This window comes from Parafilimonas sp., from assembly GCF_051953455.1.
Lineage (GTDB): Bacteria > Bacteroidota > Bacteroidia > Chitinophagales > Chitinophagaceae > Parafilimonas.
In genome coordinates this window covers 46870-64668 of record NZ_JBQCIT010000008.1, presented here as the reverse complement: position 1 = coordinate 64668, position 17799 = coordinate 46870, and the positions used below count along the sequence as shown (strand labels likewise).

Below are 17799 nucleotides of genomic sequence, written 5' to 3'. Positions count from 1 at the left end.
GCATTGTAAAAACCGGTCAGACGTTGTTGAAGCCCTGGCCGAACAAACTATCTGCAATGAATAAGTATAAAAAATGCTGTCTTTTAATTGCCATCACCATAAGCGTTTTACATGTTTATGGCCAAAAGTTCAGCGTAAGCTTTACACCAGCCGCATCTGATGAAAACTTTTCAGGCAAGGTGCTTTTGTTTCTTTCGAAGGAGTCCAAATCACCAAAAGACCAAATGGTTGGCGTTGAAAGGTTTCCCTGTTTTGCCATCACGGTAAATAACATACAACCAGGCAGTAAAATTTTGTTTGATGATAATGCAGTTTCATATCCTGTTAAACTATCGGATATAGAAAGGGGCGAATATAACGCACAGGTGGTGTGGGATAAGAATGAAGGCGGGCGCTCAATTGCTGAAAGCCCCGGCAATATGTATAACGATGCAATAACGGTGCAGCTCACAAAGCATACGGGTGCAGTTTTTAATATTGCCTGCAATAATGTAATCAAAGAAAAAAGCTTTGCTGAAACACAATTTGTAAAGGAGTTGAAAGTGCCGTCGGCATTACTTTCTGCATCTTACAAAAGACCAACAACTATTAACGCAGCCATATTGCTGCCCAAAGAATATTATGAGGAGCCCGATAGAAAATTCCCGGTGTTGTACTGGATTTCAGGCTATGGCGGCGACTATCATAATTATTCCGGCAAAAACGATCCCTCCATGCCGGTAGACACAACGCCATGCATAAGGGTTTTTCTTGATGGTAATTGTTCCCTTGGCCATTGCGTGTATGCCAACAGTGATAATAACGGGCCATGGGGCGATGCGCTTACGCAGGAACTTATCCCGCAGGTTGAGAAAACATATAGGACTGATAAAGCAAGATTGCTGACGGGCCACAGCAGCGGAGGCTGGACGGTTTTATGGTTGCAGACACATTATCCAAAAGTGTTTGATGCATGCTGGTCAAGTTCTCCCGACCCGGTTGATTTCAGAAATTTCCAGCAGGTGAATTTGTATGAAGACAAAAATATTTTTTATGCAAAGGATAGTTCATTAAGGGCGGCAGGCACTATTGCAGGCCGCTTTCCATGGATCACCATGAAAAACATGTTGCAGATGGAACATGTAATATACCGCGGCGAACAGATGCATTCTTTTGATGCGGTGTTCAGTATAAAAAATAATGACGGCTCTCCGCGAAGACTATGTAACGAATTAACAGGTGAAATTGACCCGGTAACAGTTGAGCATTGGAAGAATTACGACATCTCATTGTATGTAAGAAAAAACTGGCAGCAGCTTGAACCTGATCTTAAAGAAAAGATAAGGGTGTCTGTGGGCGAACAGGATAATTTTTTATTGAATTATGCAGTGCATTTATTCGACAATGAAATGAAAAAGATCAATGCAGATTTTGTGTTTGCCTATTATCCCGGCGATCATTTCACCGTATCAACGCCGGAATATAAAACGGCGGGCTATCAATTCCTGCAGCAGCAGTATAATAAACTAAAAGACAAATAATATCACTCACGGTCTGACGCTTTTAAAGCGTCAGACCAATATGCAAAACATCAAAAATTTCTAATTAAAATAAAACCAAACTATGCCGTACATAAATGTAGATCCCAACCTGCCGGGCATTAGAAGCCTGATGGCTTTCAGCCCGCAAACAGCAGAGCCCATGGGAAAACTTGCCAACTTAATGCTGCGTACTAATGAAGGCTTAACCATGGCCGAAAGGGAAATGATCGCCACATATGTTTCTTATCTCAATGATTGTTTTTATTGCCAGCAATCGCATGGCGCCATTGTGAGCTGTTATTTGAATGATGACAATAAGCTCATCCATCAAATAAAAAATGATTATGAACAAGCTGAAATTCCCGATAAGCTGAAAACATTATTAAGCATTGCAGGCAGCGTACAAAAAGGCGGCAGGCATGTAACGGAAGATCAGATTAAAAAAGCAAAAGAAGCAGGCGCAACAGACAAAGACATTCATGACACAGTTTTAATCGCGGCTTTGTTCTGCATGTTTAACCGCTATGTTGACGGGCTTGCCACCAATACACCGGCTGATCTTTCCACCTATCCGCCCAGGGCCAAACAAATTGCCGAACATGGCTATGGCAATTATATTTTTTCAACACCTCAACCTGCATAAAACCAACTAACAATTTTTACAACAAACATCAAAACACAAAATGGAACCACGCTGCTAATTTTTTTCACACAGGGATTATACATAGCGGGGTTCCATGAGGCTATTGAAAAAATAAAAAATATACGAATGAAAAAGAGGCTATCAATTAACGTAATGTTATGTGTGCTGTTCTTTCCGTTGTTATTATCCGCACAGGATAATGCGGTGAGTTTAAAAGTGCAGGAGTCAAATGGCCAACCTATCGCCGGTGTAACCATTTCGATTGATAAAAAAAGAACGATGGTTACAGATGCACAGGGCGCTGTTACCATACCCAATGCAAACAATTCAATCATTGTGCTTAGTGCAACAGGTTTCAAATCCAGGACAATAAAAACGGATACGTTAACACAATCAGTTATTATCCTTGAACAGGATGTTGCCAACCTGGATGAAGTAATTGTAACCGGTTTATCCACCAATGTAAAAAGAAGAAATCTTGCCAATGCTGTAGCCACCATTTCTTCAAGGGAGTTAAGCAGCACAGCGCCTGCACAAACATTAGACGGCGCATTGGAAGGTAAAATTCCGGGCGCTTATATCAACGCCAATTCTGGTGCACCCGGCGGCGGCATTACGGTTAAGCTGCGCGGCGTAACATCGGTATATGGCAACACACAGCCCTTATATGTGGTGGATGGTGTGTTTGTTGATAACAGCGCTACTTCTGCCGGTTTAAATGCCGTTACATCTGCGGCCAGTGGCGGTGCCGCCACTTCAACACAGGATAACCCATCAAACCGTATTGCTGATATTAACCCGCAGGATATTCAAAACATTGAAATATTAAAGGGCGCTTCTGCAGCAGCTATATATGGTTCAAAAGCCGCCGCCGGTGTTATCCTCATCACCACCAAAAAAGGCAGGCAGGGAAAAACAGCTATAAATGTTTCGCAGGACCTTGGGCTGATAAACGTAAGAAAATTATTGGGTGTAAGGGAATTCACTGCCGACCGCGCCGCAAGCTTATCAAGCGATTCCGCTACAAGCGAAGCTTTGAGGCAACAATTTCTGGATGCACAGGCCGCAGGCCATATTTATGATTATGAAAAAGAAATGTATGACAACACCGGCTTTGCACGCAATACAGAATTAAGCTTAACCGGCGGTGGAGAACAAACATCTTTCTTCTTTTCTGCATCACAAAAAGATGAAGGCGGTATTGTGAAGCATACGGGCTATCGCAATACCGGTTTAAGGCTTAATGTTGACCATCGTATTTCGGATAACATAAAGATTGGTATAACGACAAATTATATCAACTCCTCTTCAGACAGGGGTTTGTTTGGCAACGATAACGTTGGTGCAACCATTGGCGTAGTGCTTTCCTCAACTCCCTCATTTGCAGAGCTGCATCCTGATGCAAACGGTAATTATCCTGCAAACACTTTTGCAGCTTCCAATCCTTTGCAAACAATTGCATTGATGAAGAACAATGAATCTGTAAACCGCTTTATTACAGGCCTGAACCTTGAAGCCACACTGCAAAACAGCGGCAAAAGCACCACGAAATTTATTGCAAGGGGCGGCGTTGATTTCTATAACCTTCAGACGTCGGCGCTATTCCCCGGCACCCTGCAGTGGCAGGCCGTAAATAAAGGCACATCTATACAGGGCTTTACAAAAAATGTAAGCACAAATTACATTGCTTCACTGGTGAACACATTCACGCCTTCTGATAATTTATCGCTTACAACATCGGCTGGCTTTACGCAGGAAACAGGCGATTACAACAACCTGCTGAATGTGGCAACACAGGTGATAGCAGGCCAGGAAAATGTAAGCCAGGCCGGTGCTTTAAATGCAACACAGCTTCGCACCAAATATCTTAACTCGGGCGTTTTTATACAGGAGGAAGCCAGCATTATTGATGCCGTTACACTAACAGCCGGTGTGCGTTTCGACAGGAGCAGCAATAATGGCGATGCCGCAAAGTTTTATACGTATCCTAAAGCAGGTTTGTCATGGAACCTTACAAGATCGGGTATTGTTGATGAAGGTTTTTTCAACAATATAAAACTGCGTGCAGCTTACGGGCAGGCTAATAATGTGCCCGCTTATGGCAGCAAGTTTACAGGTATGGCCATATCAAATATTGCGGGCAACCCGGGCGTAATTGTGAATATACAGCAGGGCGATGCCAACATTAAACCGGAACGGCAGAAAGAGCTGGAAGCAGGTATTGACTTTAGCGTTTTAAACAACAGGCTAAGTTTTGAACTGACTTATTATAATAAAAGCATCAGCGATTTTCTCATGCTGCAAAGCCTGCCGTCTTCATCGGGTTTTTCAAGCAAATGGCTGAATGCAGGTGACCTGCGCAATCATGGTGTTGAACTGGGCCTGAATGCCATCCCTGTTCAGTCAAAATCTGTAACATGGAATACATCGGTTAATTTCTGGCTCAACAGGTCGAAGGTTACAAGGCTTATTATTCCGCCGATACCGCAGGGTTCTTTTGGTTATGTGTTAGGTTCGTTCCAGGTAGAAGAAGGAAAATCTGCTACGCAAATTGTGGGCCTGGATGGCGATAATGGTGTTGGTGTTTTAGGGGATGCTGAGCCAACCTTCCAGATGAATACCTATAATGAAGTTACTTTCTTTGGCAAGCTGAGCCTGCGTTTCTTATTGCATTGGAAAAATGGCGGCGATAATATTAACCTCACTTCACTGCAAAGTGATTTTGGCGGCACCAGTGCCGACTATGATAAGGTAACGAATAAGATGGGTGTACCTGATGCTGTTTATCGCATTATGCAGATAGGCACAACGGCACGCATATTTGTGGAAGATGCAAGCTACCTGCGTTTGCGTGAAGCCGGCTTGTATTATACGTTCACCGAATTTCCTAACAGCTTTATCAAAAGCATTAATGTTGGCGTATCGTTCAATAATTATTTAACGATCACGAAGTACAGGTCTTACGATCCTGAAGTATCCAATTTCGGTACAGGTTTCTCTACCGGTGTGGATGTACTGCCTTATCCTGCCAGCAAACGTGCAGCATTTCATATTTCATTCAGCTTTTAATTCCAACATATACTATCATGAAAAAATATAATCGTATACAAACATTATTTTTTGCAGGAACTATCTTATTCTTTTCTGCCTGCAAAAAAGATTATGGCAATTTAAACGGCCCCACTGTGGAAGCCTATCAAAATAATGCCACTGCAGCAGAACTTAACAATCTCGTAAGCGGCACAGAATCGGGCATGCGCAATTCCATTGCTTTTTATTTGGATGATGTGGGAACGATAGGCAGGGAGATATACCGCTTCTCTCCTTCCGAGCCGCGTTATGTAACAGATTTGCTTGGCGCCAACGATGCAGAATTAAGCGGCAGCAACTTTTATATTGCCACGCCCTGGGCTTCACGTTACAGGGTTATTAAAAACTGCAATGTGCTGATTGATGCTGCTAACAATACCACGCTGATTACCGATGCCCAGAAAAAGGGCTATACGGGTTTTGCAAAAACCATAAAAGCCCACCAGCTTTTAATGAACCTGAACCTTACTTATTCAAATGGCATTCGTGTTGATGTTGCTGACCCGGATAACCTCGGGCCTGTTGTGGATTATAATGCCGGGCTGGCTGCAATTTCATCTTTATTAGATGAAGCCAAAACAGATCTCGCAGGTGCAGATGTTCAATTTCCCCTGGCTGGATTTGGCGCATTTGGCAGTGCTGCCGGTTTATTAAAATTCAACCGTGCACTGGCTGCAAGGGTTAATATATATGAAGAAAAATGGAGCGATGCTTTAACGGCACTCAATGAATCTTTCTTTGATTTGAACGGCGATTTCTATACAGGCATAAATAATGTGTTTGGTACAGGATCGGGCGACCAGCTGAACCCTGCATTTATTCCGCAAAATCAAAATGGGGAAGTACGTGTGGCGCATCCTTCTTTTACCGCAGACATTGCTGCAAATGATGACCGCATTAATAAAACAGCCTTGCGTAATACAACGGCATCCATACCTGCCGGCTTAAGCAGTAACCGTGATGTGTGGGTTTATACTTCAAGCACTGCACCTATGCCAGTTATAAGGAATGAAGAATTAATACTAATTTATGCTGAAGCAAATATTCAACTGAATAATTTCAACGAAGCAATAAAGGCATTGAATGTAATTCGCTCAAAACATGGCCTTGGAAATTACAGCGGTCCCCAAACACAGGCGGCATTGATTAATGAAATGCTGTATGAACGCCGCTATTCATTATACTTTGAAGGGCATAGATGGATTGATATGCGCCGCTATAATAAGTTAGATGAGCTGCCAACAGACAGGCCGGGCGACGATGTGTGGGCGGAGTTTCCTTTACCGGTAACAGAATAATTAACAGAAAAGGCTTTCTGTGAATATTAGTTATGAGTGCTTGCCTTCCGGCAGGCACTCATGTTTTAGCGGAAAACAAATCCCCGTTATATTTGGCCTGATAAACCACTAACTGTGGCTATGAAATCCGCAGGTTAGTTATTAAGACGATACATTTGACACCTTGCCATCACAACTATTATCCATGAATCAATATTATTTTAAAAGAATCATCAGCCTTATTTTACTCGTAGCATTTGCATCTGCAACAAATGCCCAACAGGTAACAGAGCCAAAGATTGATCCGGAATGGATAAAACCTTACCCGCCTTTTAAAATTGCCGGTAATTTATATTATGTCGGCACGTATGACCTGGCCTGTTATCTTATCACAACATCAAAAGGTAATATGCTTATCAATACCGGAACAGCCGTTTCGGCATCACAAATAAAAAAGAATATTGAAACGCTCGGGTTTAAATTTAATGATACAAAAATTCTGCTTACAACGCAGGCTCATTATGATCACACCGGGGCAATGGCTGTTATTAAAGCCCAAACAAAAGCAAAGGTGATGGTTGATTCGGCAGATGCCGGCGTACTTGAAAGTGGCGGCTTGTCTGATTACGAACTGGGTAAATACGGCGTTACATTTAAACCTGTGCATCCAGACCGCTTATTGCATGATGGTGATACGATAAGCCTTGGTGAAATGCAATTGGTTATGTTGCATCATCCCGGCCACACAAAGGGTTCATGCAGTTTTTTGTTTACGGTGCACGATGCTGATACTTCTTACCGTGTATTTATAGCCAATATGCCGAGCATTATTGTAGATAAGCCTTTTAATGAGGTTACTGCCTATCCAAACATTCAGCAGGATTACGCCTATACTTTAAACGCTATGAAAAACGTTCAGTTTGATATATGGCTTGCGGGGCATGCCAGCCAGTTTGATTTGCATAAAAAACATCATCCCGGCGATGCGTATAAACCTTCGGTGTTTATTGATCAAAAGGGTTACGTTGATGCATTAGCCAAATTGGAAAAGCAGTATGATGAAAAAATAAAGGAAGATGTGAAGAAATGACCGCTGCTTGATTTGCTATTTAAACATTATATCTACAATACTTCCGGCACTTTATCCACCCGGTTTGTCAAGTATTGGCCCTGTATTTTACACAAAAAATTACTGCCAATAATTTTGATGGCAAGTGTTGCTATAGTTGATGTATTGCAATTTTATAGTTTGGGGCAATCGAGTGCTTTCATTTTTTTATGCCTGCCTATGCCACCAAACGATTCACTGCGTGAAAACATATAAATAATAGAAAGAGAAGAAGTATAATAATTATCGTTATGGGATGAACTGCCGCGTTGCACACCTTCGGCAGGAAAAGATCGTGAAGGATCAATCTCATCACCCCTGTATGAAAGATCAACAGCGAGTTGCCCGCTCCCATGCTGCAATGCAGCTTCATCGGGATAAGTTTTGCTTACATCATCCAGGTAATCTGAGAATAAAAACCGGCTGCAAAACTCCAGCGCTACATGCCAATGATCTGTAAGCTTATACTTAACACCAACACCAAGCGGTATGGCAAACTGCGTAAGTGAATACATTTCCCTGTCGGGATAGATTGAAAGGCCCTGGCCTTCTGTGCCCAGGTTTCTTAAATTAACCCTTCTGCCTTCATAAATGGTATAAGGGTTATGATAAAACAACGCTCCGCCTGCGAAAACATATGGGGTAAATTTTTTTTCATCCAGCGTGAATAAATCGTATTGTAAAGCAAGGCTGGCTTCTCCAAGTTTGCTTTGGAAGCTAAGGTTACGGACTTTAAAGCCACCGGTGGAATCGCTGCCCTGTATTTTTCCGTATGTAAGCGCCCCGCGTATGGTAAAATGGTTGAAATTGTATAATAAACCGCCACTTATGGCAAACCTGGCCTGGCTGAAAGTATATACTTTCTTTTGCAGGTCGCCGCCATAATTTATAATTCCTGGCGAAGCGTAAATACCAAAGCCCTGGGCAACAGATGTAATGGAAATAGTTAGAAAAAATGCAGCGATTAAAGTAAAAACAGTTGCTTTTTTGCTCAACATATAATGCTTCATAAACATAAATAACGCCAAATAGCAAAAATTATTCCCTTGTGCACGAATATTGCTAAATAATAACAAAAACCGGCAGTTCGGGCTGCCGGAAGCTTTAAACCGCAAGCCGTGAAACGGCCTCCGGCATACTGTATTGCCCTGTATATATCAGAACAGCAAAGCCTTTATAGCCGGTTTAAAGGCGGCAAGCCCATCCCATACAAACCGGTTATTATCATGTTCCCGTTCGCCAATATTTATTATTGCGCAATGTGCATTTATTTTTTCAGCAAGGTTATCAATAAGCTTAATGTTTGTAAGCGATTTTATAGCATCAGCAAACTGTTCTGCAAAAACATGCCCCCATATTTCAATGGTTATTGAATCGTCTGATACATCAAAATCTTTATTATAATTGTCGTAATATTCTTTTTTAACAACTGATATAAATTCTTCCATTGCATCTTCCGGCAGTTTCTTTACCAGTTCAAATAACCCTTCATTGCTTATGATGCCTATGCTGTTGCGATGAAATAAAACTGCAATGGTTTTATCCCTTATGATTATATCTTTCTTCATGTTTTTACTAATGTGATGTACCGGCATCATCTTATCCATTAAAAAATATCCGCCTTGTATTGCATATCCGGTTCTGATAATGCGGAATTATTCACAAAACTGCTATCGTTTAATGTTTGCAGGAAAGCCTCGAGTTGTTCTGCTTCTTTATTCGTCATATCAAAACCCCGCCTGCCTTTATGCATCAATAACGTATCAAGATTCGGATTATTTTCAATATAAAACCTGTATTGCGGAATAATGGATTTGAACTGATACAATTGCCCGTTATGCATATAAGGCGCGGTGTAAACAAGGTTGCGCAACGATGGCACTTTAAACTTATACATATCGGCTGAATCATGGGTTATATTAAAAACGCCTTTATCTTCTGTTGACACAATATTAAACCCATTGTTCCTGAATGAATAATCGGTAAACAAGGGTTCTTTATGGCAACCGTTGCAGGTTCTTTTGAATACTTCATAACCGGCTGCTTCATCTTCTGTAAATGTTTCGCCTTCATGCCGCATCACTTTATCATATTTCGAATTGGCGCTGATGCACATGAGCATAAACTGAGATAAAGCCTTTAATATATTTTGCTCTGTAATTGTTGAAGACCCAAAGGCTTTCTTAAACATAGAACGATAAGCTTTATCCGGTTGCAGCCTTGCAATAATCGTGTCAATAGAACCATCCATTTCCACATGCCCTGTAATGGGAATAAGCGCCTGTTTGTCTAATGTTGCTGCACGTCCGTCAAGCATGAACGATGTTGCCCATGCCAGGTTCATAACAGGCGGCGCATTACGAATGCCTGTGCGGTTATTTATACCGTGGCTTACAATATGTCCGTGCTGTGTAAATGCATCGCTTTGTATATGGCAAAAACCGCACGATATTTTAGCATTACCAGACAGCCTTGTATCATAAAACAAATATCTTCCTAATTCAAACCCGGCTCTTGTTACAGGGTTTTGTTCAAAATTATAAACAGGCTCGGGAAAATTGGAAGGCGGCTTAAATATAGATTTTGACTGATGGGTTGTTATATTGGTGAATGCATATAAAACCACAACAACAAAACTTAATATGGTAAACATTTTTATACGCATGCCCGCTTTTTATTACTGTTGTGTTGCAAATTCTTTCACAATAATACCGCATTTAAAAAATCAAAAAAATATTACGCAGGTACAGCTAACATGAATCAATTATTGAATTGCACCTGCTTAAATACTACGCTTTTTTTATCGTTATTGCTTTTTGTAAAAGCCACAAGTACTTTATTTTTATCAGCCGTACATATCACGGGAAATGAAGCGCCGCTGTTTTTATCCGTAATATACCTGCGGAGAATATTTTTATTTTCCGCGTCTTTTTCTTCCAGGCCAATGCAGCTACTATACGTATTGTTTACCGGCACACTTTCATCCCATACCGTAATTAAATTTCCCTGTGGCAGGGATGCAATCTGGCTGTGTTTTGCAGCATAACCGCTAACCATATCCCTGCTGCTGAACACCGTATCACTATGGGTTAAACTGGTATAATAAACACCTGCCTCCTTTCCACCGGTAAACCAGGTGCAATGCAACCCTTCTTTATTTTCAGTCATGCAGGGGCCGGTGTGTGGACAGCCGTTAATCACCCAGTTATCATTGCTTATTCTTTCAGGCCGTGAAAATGTTTGCCCGTTATTTTTTGATTCGATATGGGCAATATCGCGAATGCTATCGTTAATTATAGCACGATATAAAACATGGATATTGTTTGATTGATCAACAAACAAATCTGTGCGGCAGCACTGGCAGCAGGGTTCGCTGATAAGCTTTTCACTTTGAAAACCTCCTTTATTTTTTGTTACAGCATAATATAAACCGGAGCCTTCGTTGTTCATAGTTTTACGGTTATCCAGCCACACGATGGCAGCTTCTCCGCTCGGTAACAATGCCACATCAAAATAACGCTGGTCATAACTTGCCGTATCATTTGTGATAAGTTTTTTTGATGCCCATGTTTTACCATTGTCAAAAGACACAGAATAATACACAAGGCCCGCATAAGCATTTTTAGGATTTTTATTGGCAGCGCCCCATACCGCTATTATTTCACCGGAAGGTTTGAAAATAAGCTTAGGCATATTTTCCCCGTGCGGATAAACATTATCGCTTGCTGTAACCTCTATTGTGCTATCAAAGGTTTTGCCTTTATTTTTTGAAACCGCATAGCATACGATGGCTTTATCAGAACCCGTTTCCCTTACCCAGCTAAGGACGATATTATTGTTGTTGTCTTTTGTTAGAAACGGGCAGGAGCTTTGTGCGCTGTCAATATTCTTTTCCTGCGATAAACTGATAGAAGGCACGCTATTTTCCAGGTGGCAGGAAGAAAATATGAATATAATGATAGGATAAAAAGGAATTATCTTTTTCATGTCAATATGGTTTGCCATTATTTATTTATTTGTTTGACTGTCTTAATCCTTCTTAAGGTTTAATTTTAAAATACACAATAACTTGTTGTGCTATTAAAAATTTTAGGAAGTACTATTAAACAATGTTTTTAACACGTCATGCCGAGGTAACGAGACATCTCTGCACAATTACAAATTCAAAATAAAGCAGAGATTTCTCCTATCGTCGAAATCACGGCTCACCCTCCTTCTATATAGTTTAGTAGCACAACACGTTAAATAATAACCAATGTTCGATCTTCATTTTGCAGATGTTACAATTGAATATTCTTTTGAGTATAAATATTCACGTCATCATTTTCCAAACTTATAAGAAACACCAACCGTAAACGCCCTTGGATCGCCCAGTTGATAGGTATACCCGGAACCTGAATAAGTTGATAAAACAGAATAATATTTATCAAATATGTTTAAAGCGTTTATCCATATTTCATAATGCTGTTTTGCATAACCTGCTCTCAGGTTGAAAACATCATACCCGTTATAAGTATGCGTATTTAAATTGTCCATAAAGTATTTGCCAAGATGCTGCCATTCCGCATCAATCCTCAACCCTTTTATAACATTTGGTTTATAAGCTATTTCTGCATTGCAAAAAAAGTTGGGCGCAGCACTCATATCATAGCCATTATAATTTACACCACGTGAAATATAATTTACAAAGCTGTGCCTGGCATTGGTTGCGGAAAAACGCAGCATCCATTCCTTTGATGGTGTATATGTAATACCATATTCCAAACCTTTATGTTTTGTTTGCCCGGCATTCTGTGATTGCGAAGTGCCGTCATCCATCCTTACAGAAATGATCTCCTCTTTTCCATTCATAAGATAGGCGCTCCAGTCAATATATAATTTATGCTGCACCAGCGACAGCCATCCGCCAATTTCATAATTAATAAAATTCTGTGGTTTTAAATAAGTGCTGTTGGTTTTAGCAAACACATCTGTGATCTGCGGTGGCACATAACCCTGGCTGTAATTTCCATAAAACCCAATACCATTAAAGTTATAGGTGAAGCCGAGTTTCGGCGCCAGCTTATGATAATTGGTAACGGTGGAAGGGCCGCCTGTAACCTTTGAGCCGGTAAGAAAATTTACAAACGAATACCCGAATGCATCATACCGCAACGCCGTGGATATGCGCAGCCCTTTTGCAACTGCAAAATCATAAGCAGTATAAACGGATGCATTGGTAACAAGTGTTTTAAATTTTGCCAGCAGCGAATCCGGGCTGGCTTTTGTAAAGCTTACATAATTCCCGTTTTGTTTTTTTACCCATATAAAATCTTCATGAAAACGCTGCGGCGATACTTCAGCGCCCGAACCAATGATGAGCCTGCTTTGCAGGAATTTAAACTTCTGAACATGTTGTATAAATAATCCATAAGAGCTGAAGCTGTTGCTGTTAATATTGCCTGTGGCCGTATCATTCGATATAGGATTGGCTGCAATGCCCCCAACAGGATAAGAGGCAATCTGGTAGGCGGGGTTTTGTATTACAGAATTATTCCGGTACATAAAAGTTGCCGTGGTAACACTGTGATCATTCCATGAATGTTTCAATACAGACTTTCCCCTGAATGCATATATCTTCCTGTAGGTAAAAAATTTTTGCGCTGCATAATTTTTCTGTGCAAAATGTGCGCTGTCTAAAGAGCCGTACATATCGCTGTAATAATCCACATAAGTAACGCTGTTACTCCAGTTGGTTTTATTATCAATTTTATAATCCATCCTGAAAGTAGAAGCCGTTTTATGAAAATCACTGTGCTCTATGGGGCCGTTGGTTTGATCAGCATAATACCCGCTGTATATAAATCCAAGCTTGCCTTGTGTGGCGCCTGCCTGCGCATCGATGCGTTTATAACCCCTGTTGTTTAGCTGTGCGCTGATATAACCGCTTGTATACGCCGGCGGGGATTGTGTAATAAGGTTTACTACACCTGCAATAGCTTCTGCGCCATACAAAGCCGATGAAGGGCCTTTGATGATCTCAATATTTTTCGCCGCCGTCATATTCATTTCAATCAAAGCATTATGATTGAATACGGCTGAATTACGCAGTGGAATGCCATCTTCAAGATATAGAAAAAGATTGTTGGTGCTCATTGGCTGGCGTATGCTCATTTCGTGTTGCTCATTGCCAAGGTTCACCATGTTTACGCCGCTTACCTTATTCAACAAAAAATCCAGGCGCTGTGCTTTTGCATCTTCAATAGTTTGTTTATTGATAACAGCTATTGCAACAGGCGCCTCACTGCGTTTTTGCGCTGTACGGCTAGCACTTACTATCACCTGTGCCAGTTCGTAGACAGATGGTTGCAAAGCAACTGCCATATCTGAACCTGTAATTTTAATTGTGGCAATAGCATAACCTGTGCTGCCTATTTTTAAAATGCTGTCGCGGGTATTAATGGTGAACTTTCCATAAATATCCGAAACAACAGTTTTATTACCGCTGTTAATTGTAGCCCCATTAATAGCTTCCTTGCTTACCGCATCAAACACCTTTCCTGAAACGGAATGTTGTGCAACAGCCATGAGAGCTGTAAAACTGAAAAACAGGAATATAATAATACCTTTCATCTGATAATTTTTAATAGACCAGATGCAACACCCCGATAAATATTTTCAGTGTGCCAAAATTTGTATGGAGTGTCATAATCATCTGATCGTTATGTTTCGCTTCTTTCTGGTTATAAAAGAAACAACGTGTTTTGAATGTTTGTTCATAAGGCAATAACAATATTTAAATTACATTATGCATGGTCTATTTACATGCTTATAACCGGCACGGTAAGACCGATGCTGTTAAAAGTTATGCCTGCGGAGGATGGAAAATATCAGATGAACAGTTTATGGGATGATAGCAGGAAATAAAAACCTGCTTGTTATTATTAATGTCTGCAACAGGAACAGGTGGCAGTGAAGGCGCATGGAATTTTGAAAAAACAGCGATTTCCGTTTGACCACCTGGTTTTGTTTCAGTATTGTCCTGGTCCTTTTTATTCTCTTGTTGAAGCTTTTTGCTTAACCGGCATTTACCATTGCAATGCATTTGAGGTTTGTCCTTATTAATGCAGCGGGCAGCATAAGCATGTATGTTTGTATAATAATCCGCTACAATAAAAATGCAGGAAAAGCTTTCTGCAATCATCAATATTGCAAAAACCAATGCCGTTAAATACCTGTATGTTTTTTCTGCCAGCAATTAGTTATAATGTTTTAATATCGGCTATTAATTGTTGAACGGATTGTTTATCCGTAGCATCATAAAAACCGCGGATACGATTCTGTTTATCAACCAGTGTTATGTATTGCGTATGAATAAATGCACCATCATCACTGGCAGCAGTTGCCGTATCAGCGCTCAGCAAATAATCCTGCTGCGCCATTTTATATAATTCGTATTTATCACCTGTTAAAAATTCCCATTTGCCCGGGGTAGCATGTATGCGCTGCGCATATTTTTTTAATTCGGTAACGCTGTCTACACCGGGATCAACCGTGTGTGTAAGAATGATCACATCATTGCGTTGCTTAAAAGCATCCTGAACAGCTTTCAGGTTGTTATTCATAACCGGGCAAATGCCTTTGCAGGTGGTAAAAAAATATTCTGCTATGCGAATTTTCCCTTCAACATCCTTACCGGTAATGGTTTTGCCATCCTGGTCAATAAAAGAAAAATCACCCACGGTATGGCCGGGTTCTCCCAAAACCGGTAATGTTTTTTGAAAAGATGAATAGAGAAATATGCCAGCAAAAAACAGCAAGCCCATTAATATTACACCAAGGAAAAATTTACTGATCTGCTGGCCAACACGGAATTTCTTTTTCTTCGCCATAAGTAAACCGCTTTACAAAGCACATTGCTTAACTATAATTTCTTTTCTTTTTTAAGTACTGTAACAAATGCATTTTTACATTCTTTTGAACAAAAGCCATACACCTTGCCATCAAACTGTAAAGTATCTTCAATGCCTGCGCTTAAAGGCATGCCGCAGCTTGTATCTTTTTTTGTTGCAAATACAACGTGGCTAAAATCTTTCTTCACTGTATCTTTTGGCGGGCCTGCTTCAAAAACGGTTTGGTGTTCTTCTTTGTCTGATGCTGAATGGCAGGCTGCAATGCCAAAGCTTACAGCCATGCATGCAACAAAAATTATTTTATTCATGATTAATTTATTTTATGCTGAGGCGGCATAAAACCGCCGATATTTTAATGTTATGATAGTAGCAGGGTTTATGCGGTCAAACGCTTTAAACGTCAGACCGGTAGCAATCTCAGGCGCCTTATTAATAAACACCTGCTTTACCAAATGCAAGGCAGCTTTTTCATGCAATATTATATATCAGCATTGCAAATATTTTATATGCCTGTGCAGCATTACAAAGTGCTGCAGGCACTGCCTGCAAAAAGAGATCTTTAATAACTGGTGAAGATTATAGCTACTTATGCAAGAGGAGGGTGAAATATGGAAGAAGTATAACCCGGCAATTCAATATTGATAATATCGCCATAAGTTATAGGAAATGTTGTGCGGTAAACAATAGCAGTAATTTCCTGCGGCAATTCATAAACAGATACCTGTAGTTTTTCGGTTTTGTTATCGGCTGCCTGTTTATTGCTGCCTTCTTCTTTTTGCTTTTGTTTATTAAGGTAACAATGGCCTTCACAATGTGTTTGGGAATTGCTTTTGTTTACGCAAAAATTTTCCGCGATATAATTTTTATTGAGGGAATAAGCCGCATCAAATACAAACGAACTAAATGTTTGCACCATGATGATAAAAAGAAGCAATATGGAAATAGTGATTTTCAATTCTTTTTTAACCTGCGCAAAAGTAGGGATAATGTTTATTACGATAATATGATTTTGATCATAAGTAAGACTATTTAATGCAGTGCCCCGTCAATTGCATCCAGCAAACCACCGGTTGGTTTATCATCGGCAAGCTGCCAGAACATAATACCGTTTAAACCTTTATCAAGCGCATATTTTGTTTTCAACGCCATTGATTGCTCATTATCGTACGTAAATAATTTATGCTGTGTTTTATTATACATATAAGGCGCTTTGGCCGTATCATCCCAATAATAAACATATCCCTGCTGCTCCATATCCTGCTGGTTAAAATTCTTCCATGAAATGCCATGATCAAATTTGCCGGGCTGGTACAGGCCATTCTCTGCATCATTGTTTACATTAAATATTCTTCCATACATGGCAGCGCCAATAACCACTTTATTTAAAGGAAAATGTATGGAATCAAAAAAACGAATGGCATGGTCTGCCGACGCTACCTGTTGTGGCGTTGAATATAATGGTGTATGATGACCGGTAACGGTGCTGTTGCCATGCACTAGGTCGTACGACATTAAATTCACCTTGTCAACATACCGGTTAATCTTATCCCATTCAACAGATTCATGCAGAAAATTATCAAGCCCGCCGGCAGCAAAACTTATTTCATACTTGCTGCCAAGTGCTTTTCTGAGCTCCTTCATCAAAGCCGTAAAATTCTGTTTATCCTCCGGCAGGTATTGATGATCGGGATAGCCAGGGATAGCAGGATATTCCCAGTCAATATCAATGCCGTCTGTTTTAAAATATTCGTTTAAATGTTTTACCGAAAGGGCAAAATCTTTTCTTCCCTTTTCGGTGGCAAATACCGGCGAGCAGGTTTTGCAACCGCCCCATCCGCCAAGTGATAAAATAATTTTCAGCGATGGATTGCGTTTTTTCAACTCAACAAGATGCCGAATGGTTAAGGTATCTTCCATTTTATCAACATGCAATTCATTGCCCTGCAAATGACAAAAGCTGAAAATAATATGGGTGAGCTTTTCAACCGGGTAGGCGTCTATGGCGGTTGCATTGCCGGCATAATAGGCAATTACAGAAATCTTTTTGGGCGCGGTTTGCGCATTTGCCATACAGGCGACTAATAAACCGGAAAGCAATAGTAATCTCTTCATAAAATTTATGTTATGCTATGCAAGAATACAACATGCGGCCTGATATTAAAGCTGTTTATTTACGGGCGGATAATTTGCATAAGCCTTAAGCAGTAAATAAACATAATTAATTCAACATCACATAAAGCGATTAATACTAAGAAGCAATTTTTGATTT

15 protein-coding genes are annotated in these 17799 nt (G+C 40.4%); 5 read left to right on the top strand and 10 right to left on the bottom strand.

Annotated elements, in window-relative coordinates:
• Window positions 1-56 precede the first annotated feature (56 nt).
• The 5 genes from ACTHN6_RS02385 to bla all read left to right on the top strand — a co-directional run bounded on the left by ACTHN6_RS02385 (window position 57) and on the right by bla (window position 7620).
• On the top strand, window positions 57-1520 hold the full coding sequence (locus ACTHN6_RS02385; RefSeq protein WP_440434109.1) for an alpha/beta hydrolase-fold protein: 1464 nt from the start codon (window positions 57-59) through the stop codon (window positions 1518-1520).
• A gap of 82 nt (window positions 1521-1602) precedes the next feature.
• On the top strand, window positions 1603-2163 hold the full coding sequence (locus ACTHN6_RS02380) for a carboxymuconolactone decarboxylase family protein (RefSeq protein WP_440434108.1): 561 nt from the start codon (window positions 1603-1605) through the stop codon (window positions 2161-2163).
• 126 nt (window positions 2164-2289) lie between these two features.
• Entirely contained in the window at window positions 2290-5232 is a 2943-nt protein-coding gene (locus ACTHN6_RS02375; RefSeq protein ID WP_440434107.1) for a SusC/RagA family TonB-linked outer membrane protein, read from the top strand.
• 17 nt (window positions 5233-5249) lie between these two features.
• Window positions 5250-6551 (top strand): RagB/SusD family nutrient uptake outer membrane protein, encoded by a 1302-nt coding sequence (locus ACTHN6_RS02370; protein ID WP_440434106.1) that lies wholly within the window; start codon window positions 5250-5252, stop codon window positions 6549-6551.
• A gap of 184 nt (window positions 6552-6735) precedes the next feature.
• Complete coding sequence (gene bla / locus ACTHN6_RS02365; RefSeq protein ID WP_440434105.1) at window positions 6736-7620, top strand: subclass B3 metallo-beta-lactamase; 885 nt, start codon at window positions 6736-6738, stop codon at window positions 7618-7620.
• Between the two features lie 152 nt (window positions 7621-7772).
• Here bla and ACTHN6_RS02360 read toward each other — a convergent pair whose 3' ends face one another.
• From ACTHN6_RS02360 to ACTHN6_RS02315, 10 genes are all read right to left on the bottom strand, one after another.
• The gene (locus tag ACTHN6_RS02360) at window positions 7773-8648 is read right to left on the bottom strand and encodes a DUF6089 family protein (protein WP_440434104.1); all 876 of its coding nucleotides are present in this window, start codon (window positions 8646-8648) and stop codon (window positions 7773-7775) included.
• A 147-nt stretch (window positions 8649-8795) separates the two neighbouring features.
• Window positions 8796-9206, bottom strand: a complete 411-nt coding sequence (locus ACTHN6_RS02355) for a hypothetical protein (RefSeq protein WP_440434103.1) — start codon at window positions 9204-9206, stop codon at window positions 8796-8798.
• A 38-nt stretch (window positions 9207-9244) separates the two neighbouring features.
• The gene (locus ACTHN6_RS02350; protein WP_440434102.1) at window positions 9245-10303 is read right to left on the bottom strand and encodes a cytochrome-c peroxidase; all 1059 of its coding nucleotides are present in this window, start codon (window positions 10301-10303) and stop codon (window positions 9245-9247) included.
• Window positions 10304-10398: 95 nt separating this feature from the next.
• Window positions 10399-11625, bottom strand: a complete 1227-nt coding sequence (locus ACTHN6_RS02345; RefSeq protein ID WP_440434101.1) for a sialidase family protein — start codon at window positions 11623-11625, stop codon at window positions 10399-10401.
• Between the two features lie 333 nt (window positions 11626-11958).
• Window positions 11959-14250: a TonB-dependent receptor gene (locus ACTHN6_RS02340; RefSeq protein WP_440434100.1), complete on the bottom strand. Its 2292-nt coding sequence runs from the start codon at window positions 14248-14250 to the stop codon at window positions 11959-11961.
• 232 nt (window positions 14251-14482) lie between these two features.
• Complete coding sequence (locus tag ACTHN6_RS02335; RefSeq protein WP_440434099.1) at window positions 14483-14875, bottom strand: hypothetical protein; 393 nt, start codon at window positions 14873-14875, stop codon at window positions 14483-14485.
• 4 nt (window positions 14876-14879) lie between these two features.
• Complete coding sequence (locus tag ACTHN6_RS02330; RefSeq protein WP_440434098.1) at window positions 14880-15509, bottom strand: SCO family protein; 630 nt, start codon at window positions 15507-15509, stop codon at window positions 14880-14882.
• Window positions 15510-15541: 32 nt separating this feature from the next.
• A complete protein-coding gene (locus ACTHN6_RS02325) occupies window positions 15542-15838 on the bottom strand; it encodes a hypothetical protein (RefSeq protein WP_440434097.1) in 297 nt (98 codons plus the stop codon).
• 278 nt (window positions 15839-16116) lie between these two features.
• The gene (locus tag ACTHN6_RS02320) at window positions 16117-16485 is read right to left on the bottom strand and encodes a hypothetical protein (protein ID WP_440434096.1); all 369 of its coding nucleotides are present in this window, start codon (window positions 16483-16485) and stop codon (window positions 16117-16119) included.
• Between the two features lie 74 nt (window positions 16486-16559).
• On the bottom strand, window positions 16560-17642 hold the full coding sequence (locus ACTHN6_RS02315) for a glycoside hydrolase family 18 protein (protein WP_440434095.1): 1083 nt from the start codon (window positions 17640-17642) through the stop codon (window positions 16560-16562).
• Between the last annotated feature and the right edge of the window lie 157 nt (window positions 17643-17799).

Excerpts from the sequence above, each read along its gene's own strand:
- ACTHN6_RS02385 (WP_440434109.1), top strand. The coding sequence starts at position 57 with ATGAATAAGTATAAAAAATGCTGTCTTTTAATTGCCATCACCATAAGC.
- ACTHN6_RS02380 (WP_440434108.1), top strand. The coding sequence starts at position 1,603 with ATGCCGTACATAAATGTAGATCCCAACCTGCCGGGCATTAGAAGCCTG.
- ACTHN6_RS02375 (WP_440434107.1), top strand. The coding sequence starts at position 2,290 with ATGAAAAAGAGGCTATCAATTAACGTAATGTTATGTGTGCTGTTCTTT.
- ACTHN6_RS02370 (WP_440434106.1), top strand. The coding sequence starts at position 5,250 with ATGAAAAAATATAATCGTATACAAACATTATTTTTTGCAGGAACTATC.
- bla (WP_440434105.1), top strand. The coding sequence starts at position 6,736 with ATGAATCAATATTATTTTAAAAGAATCATCAGCCTTATTTTACTCGTA.
- ACTHN6_RS02360 (WP_440434104.1), bottom strand. The coding sequence starts at position 8,648 with ATGAAGCATTATATGTTGAGCAAAAAAGCAACTGTTTTTACTTTAATC.
- ACTHN6_RS02355 (WP_440434103.1), bottom strand. The coding sequence starts at position 9,206 with ATGAAGAAAGATATAATCATAAGGGATAAAACCATTGCAGTTTTATTT.
- ACTHN6_RS02350 (WP_440434102.1), bottom strand. The coding sequence starts at position 10,303 with ATGCGTATAAAAATGTTTACCATATTAAGTTTTGTTGTTGTGGTTTTA.
- ACTHN6_RS02345 (WP_440434101.1), bottom strand. The coding sequence starts at position 11,625 with ATGAAAAAGATAATTCCTTTTTATCCTATCATTATATTCATATTTTCT.
- ACTHN6_RS02340 (WP_440434100.1), bottom strand. The coding sequence starts at position 14,250 with ATGAAAGGTATTATTATATTCCTGTTTTTCAGTTTTACAGCTCTCATG.
- ACTHN6_RS02330 (WP_440434098.1), bottom strand. The coding sequence starts at position 15,509 with ATGGCGAAGAAAAAGAAATTCCGTGTTGGCCAGCAGATCAGTAAATTT.
- ACTHN6_RS02325 (WP_440434097.1), bottom strand. The coding sequence starts at position 15,838 with ATGAATAAAATAATTTTTGTTGCATGCATGGCTGTAAGCTTTGGCATT.
- ACTHN6_RS02315 (WP_440434095.1), bottom strand. The coding sequence starts at position 17,642 with ATGAAGAGATTACTATTGCTTTCCGGTTTATTAGTCGCCTGTATGGCA.